The organism is Achromobacter deleyi, from assembly GCF_013116765.2.
GTDB lineage: Bacteria > Pseudomonadota > Gammaproteobacteria > Burkholderiales > Burkholderiaceae_B > Achromobacter > Achromobacter deleyi_A.
The window spans coordinates 3,312,979-3,326,451 of sequence record NZ_CP074375.1 but is presented as its reverse complement, the minus strand read 5'-3'; the positions used below and the strand labels follow the sequence as shown (position 1 = coordinate 3,326,451).

The window sequence follows — 13,473 nt, the reverse complement described above, 5'->3', positions numbered from 1 at the left end:
ATTTAAAATTTGCGTGTAAACAAATTTACATAAACCCGCGCTAAGACCCCACCCCTCTTCGATGACCAAGGCCGCACCTACGATCGCTGATCGGATCGCCCGGGCCCAGCCCGCGCTGAGCCGGACCCAGCACAAGATGGCCGAGTACGTGCTGGCGCATCAGTTCCGCGCCGCCACCATGACCATCGACGAGTTCGCGGCGGCGGTGGGGGTGTCGACGGCCACGGCCAACCGCTTCGCGCGCGCCCTGGACCTGCCGGGCTACCCGCAATTCCGCGCCGAGCTGGCGCGCGGCTTCGAAGCCGCGCTTGAACCCGTGGAAAAGCTGCGCACCGAACTGGCGCATTCCGCCAGCGCCGTGCAGATCTTTGCCGCCACGCTGGAAGAAGACATCCGCAACGCGCAGCGCAACCTGCAATCGCTGGATTCCGCGGCCTGTGAACAGGCCGTCGAGGCCATCCTGGCCGCCGACCGCGTGTTCATCATCGGCTTTGGCGCCAGCGGCTTCCTGGCCGGCCTGCTGCAGCGCGGCCTGTGCATGCACCTGCATTCCGTCGAATCGCTGGCCGGCCCCGGCGGCGTATCGCATGCGGCGCGCCAGATGTCGCGCATGACCAGCAAGGATCTGGTGATCGCCATCGGCTTTCCCCGCTACCTGGCCGACACCGTGACGCTGGCCGGCGCGGCCAAGCAGGCCGGGGTGCCCGTGCTGGTGCTGACCGACAAACCCACATCTCCGCTGGCGCCGACGGCATCCGTCGTGCTTTACGCGTTTTCCGCGCGCCAGCTGATTCCCAATTCCGAAACCGCCGCGCTCGGCCTGATCGAAGCCCTGTCTGCCGCGGTGGCCTATCGGGCCAAGAATTCCGTCGCGGCCGCCGCTGGGGTAACCCAGTCCGTGATGCCGTGGCTCTTCCATGGAGTAGGTAAACGATGATTCAACCCGTGATCGCCATTCACGGTGGCGCTGGCGCGATGTCCCGCGCGGCCATGTCGCCCGAGAAAGAACAGGAATACCTGAGCGCGCTGGAATCCATCCTGACCGCCGGCCAGGCCGTGCTGGCCAAGGGCGGCAGCGCCCTGGACGCAGTGACCGAAGCCGTGCGCCTGCTCGAAGACTGCCCGCTGTTCAACGCCGGCCATGGCGCCGTGTTCACCAGCGCCGGCACCCACGAACTGGACGCCTCCATCATGGACGGCGCCACGCTGCGTTCGGGCGCCATCGCCAACGTGAACTGCGTGCGCAACCCGGTCTACGCTGCGCGCAAGGTCATGGAAAACAGCAAGCATGTCTTCTTCGTGGGCGAGGGCGCCGAAGCGTTCGCCCGGCAGGAAGGCCTGGAAATCGTGGACCCGTCGTATTTTTCGACCGAGGCCCGCCGCGAGCAGCTGCTGCGCGTGCAGCGTGAAACGCCGGACGCCGCCGTGCTGGACCATGACGGTCAGGCCATGGTCGCGCGCGGCCAGCCCGCGCCAGCCGATCCGCTGGACGCCGACAAGAAGTTCGGCACGGTGGGCGCGGTGGCCGTGGACGCCCAGGGCAATCTGGCCGCCGCCACCTCGACCGGCGGCATCACCAACAAGCAGGTCGGCCGCGTCGGCGACGCGCCGATGATCGGCGCCGGCACCTATGCCAGCAACAAGACCTGCGCCGTGTCCACGACGGGCACCGGCGAGATGTTCATCCGCATGGTCGCCGCGTATGACGTGGCGGCCCAGATGGAATATTGCGGCGCCTCGCTGGAAGCGGCGGCGGACCGCGTCGTGATGGAAAAACTGCCTACCATCGGCGGCAAGGGCGGCCTGGTGGCCGTCGACGCCCAGGGCAATGTGGCCTTGCCGTTCAACACGGAAGGCATGTATCGGGGTTACGCCCGCGTAGGCGAAAAGCCGGTTACCGCCATCTATCGGTGAGCGGCGGCGATTTGAATTAGTACTTCTCCCCGCCGGGCCGCCTCAAGGGGAACAAGCCCCTCGGGGGGGCGGAGAGCCCACGAAGTGGGTGAAGCGTGGGGGTATATTTTGGGGATTAATAGAGATGGTTGATCGCGCAAACAGCCTGGCGCTGCCGGATAACCGCGTGGTCCAGGTCGACGACCTGACGGTGCGTTTCGTGGGCTCGGAGCGCACGGTCGAAGCCGTGCGCAATCTGTCGTTCCATGTGGACCGGGGCGAAACCCTGGCCATCGTGGGCGAATCGGGTTCGGGCAAGTCGGTGACGTCGCTGGCGCTCATGCGCCTGGTGGAACATGGCGGCGGACGCATCGCCCAGGGCCGCATGGCCTTGCGCCGGAGCAACGGTTCCGTGATCGACCTGGCCGGTTCCAGCCAACGCGTCATGCGCAATGTGCGCGGTGCGGACATGGCCATGATTTTCCAGGAGCCGATGACCTCCTTGAATCCCGTGTTCACGGCCGGCGACCAGATCGCCGAGTCGATCCGCCAGCACCAGGGCAAGGACGCCGCGGCCGCCCGCGCCGAGGCGCTGCGCATGCTGGAGCAGGTGCGCATCCCGGAAGCCAAATCGGTGCTGGACCGCTACCCGCACCAGTTGTCGGGCGGCATGCGCCAGCGGGTCATGATCGCGATGGCGCTGGCTTGCAAGCCAGCGCTGCTGATCGCCGACGAACCCACCACCGCGCTGGACGTCACGATCCAGGCGCAGATCCTGCAGCTGATCCGCCAGCTGCAGGAAGAAATGCACATGGGCGTGGTGTTCATCACCCACGACATGGGCGTGGTCGCCGAAGTGGCCGACCGCGTGCTGGTCATGTACCGCGGCGACAAGGTCGAGGAAGGCCCGTCCGAACAGGTGTTCGCCGCGCCCAAGCATACCTACACCAAGGCGCTGCTGTCGGCGGTGCCGAAGCTGGGCGCCATGCAGGGCACGGACATGCCCGCGCGCTTCCCGCTGTTGCAGGTGGAAGGCCAGGCCCAGCCCGTGGCCGAGCCCGGCGCGGCCAGCACGCAGCAAGTGCCGGCCGCAAACCGCGAGCCGATTCTCAGCGTGCGCAACCTGGTGACGCGTTTCGATCTGCGCGGCGGCATCATGAGCCGCGTGCAGCGTCGCGTGCACGCCGTGGAGAAGGTCAGCTTCGACCTGTACCCCGGCGAGACCCTGTCCCTGGTGGGCGAGTCGGGCTGCGGCAAGTCCACGACCGGCCGTTCGCTCCTGCGCCTGGTGAACAGCCAGGGCGGCGAGATCAAGTTCGGGGGCCGCGACATCGTCCGCCTGAAGAACAGCGAGCTGCAATCCCTGCGCCGCGACATCCAGTTCGTGTTCCAGGACCCGTTCGCGTCGCTGGATCCGCGCGTGACCGTCGGCTTCTCCATCATGGAGCCGCTGCTGGTGCACGGCGTGGCCAAGGGCAAGGATGCCGAGCGCCGCGTGGCCGAACTGCTGGAGCGCGTGGGTATGCCGCCGGAGATGGCGCAGCGCTATCCGCATGAATTCTCGGGCGGTCAGCGCCAGCGCATCTGTATCGCACGCGCCCTGGCCCTGAATCCCAAGGTCGTGATCGCGGACGAATCCGTGTCGGCGCTGGACGTGTCGATCCAGGCGCAGATCGTGAACCTGCTGATCGACCTGCAGCGCGACATGGGCATTTCGTTCCTGTTCATCTCGCACGACATGGCCGTGGTCGAACGCGTCAGCCATCGCGTGGCCGTGATGTACCTGGGCCAGATCGTCGAGATCGGCCCGCGCCGCGCGATTTTCGAGAACCCGCAGCATCCCTACACCAAGAAGCTCATGGCGGCGGTGCCGATCGCCGATCCGGCGCGCCGCCACATGAAGCGCACCTTGCTGTCCGATGAAATTCCCAGCCCGATCCGCAAACTGGATGACGAACCGGTGGTGCTGCCGCTGGTTCAGGTCGGTACGGATCATTTTGTAGCCCGCCACCCTGTCGGCGGAGCGTATTGAGTCAGTAGTAGACCTTGTTTTTCTTCCACCAAACCCCCTAATTCCATTCTGGAACCAGGAGTTGCAATGATGAAAGTTCTGCGCCCCACCAAGCTGATGGCCGCCGCCGCGGTGGCCTTCGGCGTGCTCGCGTCGCCGTTGGCGCATGCAGCCAAGGACGTGACGTTTGCCGTCTCCATCGCGCTGGAAACGCTCGATCCCTACAACACCAACAGCACGCTGAACCAGGCGGCCGGCAAGGCCTACTACGAAGGCCTGTTCGAGTTCGACAAGGACCTGAAGGTCCAGAAGGTGCTGGCCACCGACTACACCGTCAGCGAAGACGGCCTGGTCTACACGTTCAAGCTGCGTCCCGGCGTGAAGTTCCACGACGGCACCGACTTCAACGCTGAAGCGGTCAAGATCAACTTCGATCGTCCGGCCAATCCGGAAAACCGCCTGTCGCGCTACATCCAGTTCAGCGTCATCGACAAGACCGAAGTGGTCGACCCGATGACCATCAAGATCACGCTGAAGAAGCCGTTCTCGGCCTTCATCAACGCGCTGGCCCACCCGGCCGCCATGATGATCTCGCCGGCCGCCCTGGCCAAGTACGGCAAGGAAATCGGCTTCCACCCGGTGGGCACCGGCCCGTTCGAATTCGTCGAATGGAAGCCGGCCGAATACCTGAAGGTCAAGAAGTTCGACGGCTACTGGAAGAAGGGCTACCCGAAGGTCGACACGCTGACCTTCCGTACCGTGACCGACAACAACACCCGCGCCGCCGTGGTGCAGACGGGCGAAGCGCAATTCGCTTTCCCGGTGCCGTTCGAGCAAGCCGCCGTGCTGTCCAAGAACGACAAGCTGGACGTGGTCGATCACAAGAACTCGATCATGGCCCGCTACCTGTCGATGAACACGCAGCAAAAGCCGTTCGACAACGTCAAGGTGCGTGAGGCCATCAACTACGCCATCAACAAGGAAGCCCTGGCCAAGGTCGCTTTCTCGGGCTACGCCACCGTCGTGGACGGCGTCGTGCCGACCGGCGTGGACTTCGCGCACAAGACCGGCCCGTGGCCGTACGACATCAAGAAGGCCAAGGCACTGCTGGCTGAAGCCGGCTACCCCAACGGCTTCGAAAGCCAGCTGTGGTCCGCCTATAACGACGGCACCTCGGTGAAGGTGGTTCAGTTCCTGCAACAGCAGCTGTCGCAAGTCGGCATCAAGGTGTCGGTGGAAGTGCTGGAGTCGGGGCAGCGCGTCCAGCGCGTCCAACAGGTGCAAAAGCCTGAGGATGCCAAGGTCCGCATGTACTACGCCGGCTGGTCGTCCTCGACCGGTGAAGCCGACTGGGGCCTGCGTCCGTTGCTGACCACCGCCGCTTTCCCGCCGGTGCTGAACAACGTGTCGTACTACTCGAACAAGTCGGTGGACGACGGCATCCAGGAAGCCCTGGCCACGACCGATCGCGCCAAGAAGACGGAAATCTACAAGGGCGTTCAGGAAACCATCTGGAAGGACGCCCCGTGGGCCTTCCTGGTGACCCAGAACAACCTGTACGTGAAGTCGAAGAACCTGTCGGGCGTGTACGTGGAGCCGGACACCTCGTTCTGGTTCGGCGACATCGACCTGAAGCAGTAAACCAAGCAGTTACTCTCGGGGCCCTCGGGCCCTTGTAAGGCCACATACGGCGGGGGCGCGGTGCCCCCGCCGATGTTGCAGGAATTTCAATGCTGACCTACATCGTCAAACGTCTTTTGGGCATGATCCCCACGCTGCTGCTGGTAGCCGTGGTCGTGTTCCTGTTTGTGCACATGCTTCCGGGCGACCCGGCGCGACTGGCCGCGGGCCAGGAGGCCGACCAGCAAACCGTTGAGCTCGTGCGCAAGGAACTTGGGCTGGATCTGCCCCTGCCGCAGCAGTTCGTGCGCTACTTCAGCCACATGCTGCAAGGCGACCTGGGTACGTCTTTGCGTACCAAGCGCCCCGTCTCGACCGAGATCGCAGACCGCTTCATGCCTACGCTGTGGCTGACGCTCGCCAGCATGGTGTGGTCAGTGACGTTCGGCATGATCATCGGGATCGTGTCGGCGGTCTGGCGCAATCGCTGGCCTGACCGTCTTGGCATGACGCTGGCGGTGTCGGGCATCTCGTTCCCCGCGTTTGCGCTGGGCATGATGCTGATGCAAGTGTTTTCCGTGAATCTGGGTTGGCTGCCGACCGTGGGCGCATCGACCTGGCAACACTATATTCTGCCGTCCATCACCCTGGGCGCCGCGGTGGCCGCCGTCATGGCGCGTTTCACCCGGGCGTCCTTCGTAGAGGTCATCCAGGAAGACTTCGTGCGCACTGCGCGCGCAAAGGGCCTGACCGAACGCCGCGTCGTCATCAAGCACGCGCTGCGCAATGCGCTGATTCCGGTCGTGACCATGATGGGCTTGCAGTTCGGCTTCCTGCTGGGCGGCTCGATCGTGGTCGAGACCGTGTTCAACTGGCCCGGCCTTGGCCGTCTGCTGGTGGACGCCGTGACCCAGCGCGACTATCCGGTGATCCAGGGCCTCGTGCTGCTGTTCTCGCTGGAATTCATCTTGATCAACCTGATTGTCGACGTGCTCTATGGCGTCATCAATCCCAGCATCCGTTACAAGTGAGGCGGCCATGAGCAATACGACATCCGCCACGACCATCGCCGCCGTTCCGAAGAACGACGTGCGCACGCCCGCCACCGAGTTCTGGCGCAAATTCAAGAAGCAGAAGCTGGCCGTGGGCGCCGGCATCTTTGTCCTGCTGCTGGTGGTGATCGCGGCCTTCGCGCCCTGGATCGTGCCATTCGACGCCGAGAATTTCTTCGACTATGACGCGCTGAACGCCGGCCCGTCGCTGACCCATTGGCTGGGCGTGGACTCGCTGGGCCGCGACATCTTCAGCCGCATCGTGATGGGCGCGCGGATCTCGCTGGCCGCAGGTTTCCTGTCCGTCGCCATGGGCGCCGTCGTCGGCACCTTCATGGGGTTGATGGCGGGCTACTACGAGGGTTGGTGGGAACGCATTACGATGCGCGTCTCCGACGTGCTGCTGGCCTTCCCGGGCATGCTGCTGGCCATCGGCGTGGTCGCCATCCTGGGCTCCAGCATGATCAACGTGATCGTGGCCGTGGCCGTATTCAGCGTGCCCGCGTTCGCCCGGCTGGTGCGTGGCAACACCCTGTCGATCAAGCAGATGACGTACGTGGAAGCGGTCAAGAGCGTGGGAGCGTCCGACTGGACCATCATCATGCGCCACATCCTGCCCGGCACGATCTCGCCTATCGTGGTGTACGGCACGATGCGCATCGGCACGTCGATCATCACGGCCGCCAGCCTGTCCTTCCTGGGCATGGGCGCATCGCCTCCCACGCCGGAGTGGGGCGCGATGCTGAACGAGGCGCGCGCCGACATGGTCATCGCCCCGCACGTGGCGATCTTCCCGGCGCTGGCGATCTTCCTGACGGTTCTTGCGTTCAACCTGTTGGGCGACGGCCTGCGCGACGCGCTCGATCCCAAGATCGACCGCAAGTAATTCTCTGCATCGCTGGCAGCAAGCCCCGAATAGGGATACGGGGCTTGCATCAAGGAGCGTGGCGACACGCGGCAACTATGGACAACCAAGCACTGGACCTTCCCCGCATCGGCGTGCTGCCGTCGGGGCCGCTGGATACGATCTGCGACGTGGGCGATGTGACGGTGGGGCACTGCACCCTGGCCGACGGCCCCGTACAGACCGGCGTGACGGTCGTGCGTCCGCATGGCGGCGACCCGTATCTGGACAAGGTGCCGGCCGCCGCGACCGTGCTCAACGGCTTCGGCAAGAGCACCGGCCTGATCCAGGTGCAGGAGCTGGGCGTGCTGGAAACGCCCATCGCGCTGACCAACACCTTCGGCGTGGGCACCGTCGCCAACGCCCAGATACGTCATGCGGTGGCCGCCAACCCCGGCATCGGACGCGGCATGGCCACGGTGAACCCCCTGGTCTTTGAATGCAACGACGGCTATCTGAACGACATCCAGGCGCTGCCCGTGCAGGAGGCGCATTACGCCGAGGCGCTGGCCAGCGCGGGCAAGCCGTTCGGGCAGGGCGCCGTGGGCGCGGGCCGGGGCATGTCGTGCTTTTCCTTCAAGGGCGGCATCGGCTCGGCTTCGCGGGTGGCTTCCATCCAACCCGGCTTGCGCCACACGGTCGGCGCGCTGGTGCTGGCCAATTTCGGCCGCCTGCCCAACCTGACGGTGGCGGGACGGCCGTTCGGCCGCCGGCTGGCGGACCAGTTGGACCGGGGGCTGGCGCTGCAGGGCGAGAACGCCGTCATCGCGCCCGAGAAGGGATCGATCATCCTGCTGCTGGCCACCGACGCGCCGCTGGACTCGCGCCAGTTGCGCCGCCTGTCGCTGCGCGCGGGCGCCGGCCTGGCGCGTACCGGATCGGTGTTCGGGCACGGCAGCGGGGATATCGCGCTGGCATTCTCGACCGCCTATACGATCCCGCAAGTGCCCGAAGCGGCGATGCCGGCGGTCGCCATGCTGCACGAGGCCCGCATCGACCCCTTGTTCGAGGCCGCCGCCGAAGCCTGCGAACAGGCCATCATTTCCGCGCTGTGGCACGCCGAAGGCGTGAGCGGGCGCGATGGCCATCACCGCGCCTCCATCCGCCTTGCCGCGCCCGAATGGCGCCAGTGGCTGTCCGATACCGAATTCTGAATACCTCGAAGGCCGATTCCATGAAGATCCTGATTTCCACCGATATCGAAGGCGTCGCCGGCGTCTTCCACGCCGAGCAGGTCCGCGCCGGCAATGGCGAGTACGAGCGCGCCCGCGCCTGGATGACCGCCGAGGCCAACGCGGCGGTGCAAGGCGCGATCGCCGGCGGCGCCGAAGAGATCCTGGTCAACGATTCGCACGGCGGCTTTCGCAACCTCCTGCCCGACGGCCTGGACGAGCGCGCCCGCATGGTGCTGGGCAAGCCGCGCTACCTGGGCATGATGGGCGGCCTGGAAGAGGGCTGCGATGCCGTCTTCATGATCGGCTACCACTCGCGTTCGCAAGGCCGCGGCATCCTGGCCCACACTATCAACAGCTTCGCGTTCGCGCGCGTCCTCATCAATGGCATGGAACTGGGCGAAGCCGGCCTGTACGGCGCGCTGGCCGGCGAAATGGGCGTGCCCGTCATCCTGGGCACGGGCGATGACGTGTTCATTGCGGAAACCCGTGACACCTTCCCGGGCGCCGAATGGGTGCAGACCAAGGTCGCCCATGGACAGGGCAGCGGCGTCACGCTGTCGCCGGCTGCTTCGCGCCGCGCCATCGCCGCTGCCGCCGAGACCGCGGTCCGCAATCTGAAAAAGCAGGCCCCGGTTCCTTTCCGCATTCCTGCCCCTATAGAATGCCGGTTGCAGACGCAGAGTGCGGCCCTGGCCGACCTGTTCTGCATGTGGCCCACGCTGGAACGCGTGGACGGCGTCACCTTGCGATTCACCGCGGATAGCATGCAGTCGGCCGTCCGCAAGCTGAACAGCCTGGCCGCCATGTCTTTCATGTTGCGCTAAGGATCTCTCCCCCCATGTCCAGTACCGACGCCCGTATCGCCCAATTGCGGCAGGCCATGAGCCGCCGCGGCCTGTCCGCCTATGTCGTTCCCTCTTCGGACCCGCATCTGTCTGAATACCTGCCGGCCCGCTGGCAGGGGCGGCGCTGGTTGTCGGGCTTCACGGGATCGGTCGGCACGCTGGTGGTCACGGCCGACTTTGCCGGCCTGTGGGTGGACAGCCGCTACTGGGTGCAGGCGCAGGCGCAATTGGACGGCACCTGCGTGCAACTGATGAAGATCGCGCTGGCCACCACGCCCGGCCATGTGGACTGGCTGGCCGCCAACACGAAGGCCGGCGATGTCATCGGGGTGGATGGGCAGGTACTGGGCCTGGGCGCATTCCGCGCCCTGTCCGCCGCCGCCGCAACCTCTGGCGCCGCGCTGGAAATCCGCGAGGACCTGCTGGACGAGGTCTGGCCGGATCGCGCCGGCCTGCCCGACGCCAGGATCTACGAACACGTGGCGCCCGAGGCCTGCGTGACCCGCGTCGACAAGCTGGCCCAGGTCCGTGCAGCCATGCGCGAGCACGGCGCCGATGTGCATTTCGTGTCCACGCTGGACGACATCGCCTGGCTATTGAATCTGCGCGGCGCGGACGTGGACTACAACCCCGTGTTCGTCGGCCATGCGCTGGTCGGCCTGGACCACGCCACGCTCTTCGTGGCCGCCGGCAAGGTCGATGACGCGCTGCGCGCCATCCTGGCCGCTGACGGCGTGGACGTGGCGGACTACGCTCACGCCGCGGATGCGCTGGCCTCGCTGGAACTGGACCAGAAGCTCCTGATCGACCCGGCGCGCGTGACCTGCGGCGTGTTCCACGCCATGAATCCGGCGGTGCCGCGCATCGAAGCCATCAACCCGTCGACCCTGCTGAAGTCCAGGAAGACCGACGCGGAGCTCGCCAATGTGCGCCAGGCAATGGCGCAGGACGGCGCGGCCCTCTGTGAATTCTTTTCCTGGTTCGAAGGCGCGCTGGGCAAGGAAACCATCACCGAACTGACGATCGACGAGCAGATCACCGCCGCCCGCGCGCGCCGGCCTGCCTACGTCTGCCCCAGCTTTGCCACCATCGCCGGCTTCAACGCCAACGGCGCCATGCCGCATTACCGCGCAACCGCGGAATCGCACGCCACCATCGAGGGCAATGGCCTGTTGCTGATCGACTCGGGCGGCCAGTATCTGGGTGGCACCACCGATATCACCCGGGTGGTCGCGGTGGGTACGCCCAGCGCGGACCAGAAGGTCGACTTCACGCTGGTGCTCAAGGGCATGATCGCACTGTCGCGCGCCTCGTTCCCGCGCGGCACCCCGTCGCCCATGCTGGACGCCATCGCGCGTGCTCCCATCTGGGAAGGCGGCGCGGAATACGGCCACGGCACCGGCCACGGCGTGGGCTATTTCCTGAACGTGCACGAAGGCCCGCAGGTCATTTCGTACCGCGCCATGCCCGGGCCGCACACGGCGATGGAACCCGGCATGATCACCTCGAACGAACCGGGCATCTACCGTCCCGGCCGTTGGGGCGTGCGCATCGAGAACCTGGTCGCCAACCGCAGCTGGCTGACTTCCGAGCTGGGCGAATTCCTGTGCTTTGAAACGCTGACGCTGTGCCCGATCGACACGCGCTGCATCGAACCCTCGCTGATGCGCGCGGACGAGATCGCCTGGCTGAACGACTATCACAAGACGGTGCAAGAGCGCCTGTCGCCGCTGGTCGAAGGCGAGGCCCTGGCCTGGCTCACGCTGCGCTGCGCGGCCATCTGAGCCTGATTTGCCCGGCGCCCCGGACTTGCCGGGGCATCGGGGGCCGCCCTATTGGGCGATTTCGATCTTCGCCTGCTCGATGATCGCCTGGTAGCGCTTCATCTCCGCGTCGATGAAGCTCGCGAAGGCGGCGGAGTCCTTCACCGAGGGCTCGAAGCCCAGCCCGCCAAGCTGCTCCACCACCTTCGGCGAAGCCATGATCCTGGCCGACACCGCTTCCAGCTTCTTCAGCACCGGCGCCGGCAGCCCGGCCGGCCCCCACACGCCGTACCACGAGTAGAACTCGAAATTCTTCTGGCCCTGCTCGCGCAGAGTGGGCACGTCGGCCAGCAGCGGGCTGCGTTCGGCGCCCGTCACCGCCAGGGCATTGAGCTTGTTGGCGCGCACCATGGGCAGCGACGACAGCATCGGGTCGAACATGGCGTGCACCTGGCCGCCCACGAGGTCCGACAGCGCCGGACCGCCGCCGCGGTACAGCACGATGGGAATCTGGCTCAGGCCATTTTCATGCAGGAACGAGGCCGCGGCCAGGTGTCCGGCCGAGCCGAAGCCGGTGGTGGCGAAGGAATACTTCTGCGGCGCGGCTTTCAACACCTGCACCAGCTCCTGGACGTTGTGCGCGGGCACCCCGGGGTTGGCGCTGAAAATGAGCGCGCCCTGGGCCAGTTCGCTGATGGGGGTGAAGTCCTTGACCGCATCGAACTTGATGGTCTTCTTGTACAGCAGCGGATTGATGGCGTGGATCGACGCATTCAGATAGAGCGTGTAGCCGTCCGGCGTGGCGCGCGCCACGTAGGCGGCGCCTATCATGCCCGAGGCGCCGGCGCGGTTTTCCACCACCACCGATTGCCCCAGCTCCTTGCCCAGCTGTTCGGCATAGATGCGGGCCACGCCGTCGACGGAACCGCCGGGAGGGTGCGGCACGACGAGGGTGATGGGGCGTTGAGGATAGGTTTCCTGTGCAAGGAGGGTGGCGGGCGCCAGGCCGGCGGCAAGCGCCAGGATGGAAAGCAGGGACTTGAACGGCGTGAGGCCGGAAGCGGGACGGAGCATGGCAGGGTCTCGGTGAGCGCAAGGACGCGGCGGGCACGCAGCGGCCTTGCGCGTCGCGCGGCATGGCTTGCAGAGCGGTGCGGAACGCGGGGGAAAGGAAACCGGCGGCCTTGCGGCCGCCGGTCGGATCAGGCGGCCTTCAGTTGCGCCGAGCTGAAGCCGTACCTGGCGTCCAGGCCCAGCTCGCGCACGATGCGCAGGCCGCTGTCGAGCGCTTGTCCTTCCAGGCCGCGCAGCGGGCGGCGCAGGTCGCCCACCGGCAGACCCACCGCCTTCATCAGCGACTTGATCGCCACGGGATTGATGGCGGAATAGGAATAGTGCAAGAGCGGCAGCAGGCCCAGATAGCCTTCGCGGAAGCTCGTGGACACCTCGGGCGTGTCCCAGGGGCGCGAGATATTGGCCATTTCTGCCGGCGCGATATTTCCGGTCATGTTGGCGGTGCCGTGTCCGCCCAGGCTCATCGTCGGCACCACCAGGCCCAGGTTGGGCGAATCGCAGCACATCACGGCCACGTCGGGGCGGCCGCGCAGCACCTGCGCCACCTGGCCCACGCGCGTGGTGGACTCCTTGTGCACCACGTAGTTGGGGTGCTTGAAGATGCGCAGAAGCTGGTCCCAGTGCAGGTCGCTCTTGACCCGCGGCGGGTTGTTGTAGATGCCCAGGGGCAGGTCGGTGGCGTCGGCGACTTCCAGGAAGTAGGCCTCGGTGTCTGCCTCGGACGCGCAGATGTAGGCGGGCGCGGCCAGGATGGCGCCGTCGGCGCCGTTTTCGCGGGCGAACTTCAGGTATTCGATGGTGCTGTCGGTGTTGTTGCCCGTGCAGCCGTAGAACAGCTTCATCTTGCCGGTTTTCATCTTGGCCGTTTCGACGATGACCTGGCGGCGTTCTTCCGGCGACAGCAGCGAGACCTCGCCGGTGGAGCCCATGATCAGCACGGCGGAGGTGCCGTTGTCTTCCTGGAATTTCAACAGGCTGCGGAAGGCGCTGAAATCGACACTGCCGTCACGGTTGAAGGGCGTGACGATTGCGACGAAGGACCCCTGGATTTTCATTTTGCTCATGAAGCAACTCCAACTAATCGGATGGAATATCTACGGATCAGGCGTCGCGCTATCGGTGCTGGCCCCTGCCCG

At 65.9% G+C, this 13,473-nt stretch carries 11 protein-coding genes; 9 read left to right on the top strand and 2 right to left on the bottom strand.

The annotated features are described in order from the left end of the window. Positions 1-61 precede the first annotated feature (61 nt). The 9 genes from HLG70_RS14900 (at position 62) to HLG70_RS14860 (ending at position 11,284) form a co-directional block, all read left to right on the top strand. The gene (locus HLG70_RS14900; protein WP_171664198.1) at positions 62-937 is read left to right on the top strand and encodes a MurR/RpiR family transcriptional regulator; all 876 of its coding nucleotides are present in this window, start codon (positions 62-64) and stop codon (positions 935-937) included. After that, a complete protein-coding gene (locus HLG70_RS14895; protein WP_171664197.1) occupies positions 934-1,914 on the top strand; it encodes an isoaspartyl peptidase/L-asparaginase family protein in 981 nt (326 codons plus the stop codon). The genes HLG70_RS14900 and HLG70_RS14895 overlap by 4 nt, the downstream gene beginning before the upstream one ends. A gap of 124 nt (positions 1,915-2,038) precedes the next feature. Then, positions 2,039-3,925 (top strand): dipeptide ABC transporter ATP-binding protein, encoded by a 1,887-nt coding sequence (locus HLG70_RS14890; RefSeq protein WP_171664196.1) that lies wholly within the window; start codon positions 2,039-2,041, stop codon positions 3,923-3,925. Positions 3,926-3,991: 66 nt separating this feature from the next. After that, on the top strand, positions 3,992-5,545 hold the full coding sequence (gene gsiB / locus HLG70_RS14885; protein ID WP_171664195.1) for a glutathione ABC transporter substrate-binding protein GsiB: 1,554 nt from the start codon (positions 3,992-3,994) through the stop codon (positions 5,543-5,545). Positions 5,546-5,634: 89 nt separating this feature from the next. Continuing rightward, complete coding sequence (gsiC, locus tag HLG70_RS14880; protein WP_013392281.1) at positions 5,635-6,555, top strand: glutathione ABC transporter permease GsiC; 921 nt, start codon at positions 5,635-5,637, stop codon at positions 6,553-6,555. A gap of 7 nt (positions 6,556-6,562) precedes the next feature. Beyond that, positions 6,563-7,462: a glutathione ABC transporter permease GsiD gene (gsiD, locus tag HLG70_RS14875; protein ID WP_171664194.1), complete on the top strand. Its 900-nt coding sequence runs from the start codon at positions 6,563-6,565 to the stop codon at positions 7,460-7,462. Positions 7,463-7,539: 77 nt separating this feature from the next. After that, positions 7,540-8,634, top strand: coding sequence for a P1 family peptidase (locus HLG70_RS14870; RefSeq protein WP_213697121.1), 1,095 nt, complete (start codon positions 7,540-7,542; stop codon positions 8,632-8,634). Between the two features lie 20 nt (positions 8,635-8,654). Then, a complete protein-coding gene (locus tag HLG70_RS14865) occupies positions 8,655-9,479 on the top strand; it encodes a M55 family metallopeptidase (RefSeq protein WP_171664193.1) in 825 nt (274 codons plus the stop codon). Positions 9,480-9,493: 14 nt separating this feature from the next. Then, a complete protein-coding gene (locus HLG70_RS14860; RefSeq protein ID WP_171664192.1) occupies positions 9,494-11,284 on the top strand; it encodes an aminopeptidase P family protein in 1,791 nt (596 codons plus the stop codon). Positions 11,285-11,332: 48 nt separating this feature from the next. Here HLG70_RS14860 and HLG70_RS14855 read toward each other — a convergent pair whose 3' ends face one another. After that, positions 11,333-12,337 (bottom strand): Bug family tripartite tricarboxylate transporter substrate binding protein, encoded by a 1,005-nt coding sequence (locus HLG70_RS14855; protein WP_171664191.1) that lies wholly within the window; start codon positions 12,335-12,337, stop codon positions 11,333-11,335. Positions 12,338-12,465: 128 nt separating this feature from the next. Further along, positions 12,466-13,401 carry a 4-hydroxy-tetrahydrodipicolinate synthase family protein gene (locus HLG70_RS14850; RefSeq protein WP_171664190.1) on the bottom strand — a complete coding sequence of 312 codons (936 nt, stop codon included), beginning with the start codon at positions 13,399-13,401 and terminating at the stop codon, positions 12,466-12,468. Positions 13,402-13,473: the final 72 nt, after the last annotated feature.

What these genes read in the sequence shown, in the direction of transcription:
- HLG70_RS14900 (WP_171664198.1), top strand. Translation starts at nt 62, where the DNA reads ATGACCAAGGCCGCACCTACGATCGCTGATCGGATCGCCCGGGCCCAG.
- HLG70_RS14895 (WP_171664197.1), top strand. Translation starts at nt 934, where the DNA reads ATGATTCAACCCGTGATCGCCATTCACGGTGGCGCTGGCGCGATGTCC.
- HLG70_RS14890 (WP_171664196.1), top strand. Translation starts at nt 2,039, where the DNA reads ATGGTTGATCGCGCAAACAGCCTGGCGCTGCCGGATAACCGCGTGGTC.
- gsiB (WP_171664195.1), top strand. Translation starts at nt 3,992, where the DNA reads ATGATGAAAGTTCTGCGCCCCACCAAGCTGATGGCCGCCGCCGCGGTG.
- gsiC (WP_013392281.1), top strand. Translation starts at nt 5,635, where the DNA reads ATGCTGACCTACATCGTCAAACGTCTTTTGGGCATGATCCCCACGCTG.
- gsiD (WP_171664194.1), top strand. Translation starts at nt 6,563, where the DNA reads ATGAGCAATACGACATCCGCCACGACCATCGCCGCCGTTCCGAAGAAC.
- HLG70_RS14870 (WP_213697121.1), top strand. Translation starts at nt 7,540, where the DNA reads ATGGACAACCAAGCACTGGACCTTCCCCGCATCGGCGTGCTGCCGTCG.
- HLG70_RS14865 (WP_171664193.1), top strand. Translation starts at nt 8,655, where the DNA reads ATGAAGATCCTGATTTCCACCGATATCGAAGGCGTCGCCGGCGTCTTC.
- HLG70_RS14860 (WP_171664192.1), top strand. Translation starts at nt 9,494, where the DNA reads ATGTCCAGTACCGACGCCCGTATCGCCCAATTGCGGCAGGCCATGAGC.
- HLG70_RS14855 (WP_171664191.1), bottom strand. Translation starts at nt 12,337, where the DNA reads ATGCTCCGTCCCGCTTCCGGCCTCACGCCGTTCAAGTCCCTGCTTTCC.
- HLG70_RS14850 (WP_171664190.1), bottom strand. Translation starts at nt 13,401, where the DNA reads ATGAGCAAAATGAAAATCCAGGGGTCCTTCGTCGCAATCGTCACGCCC.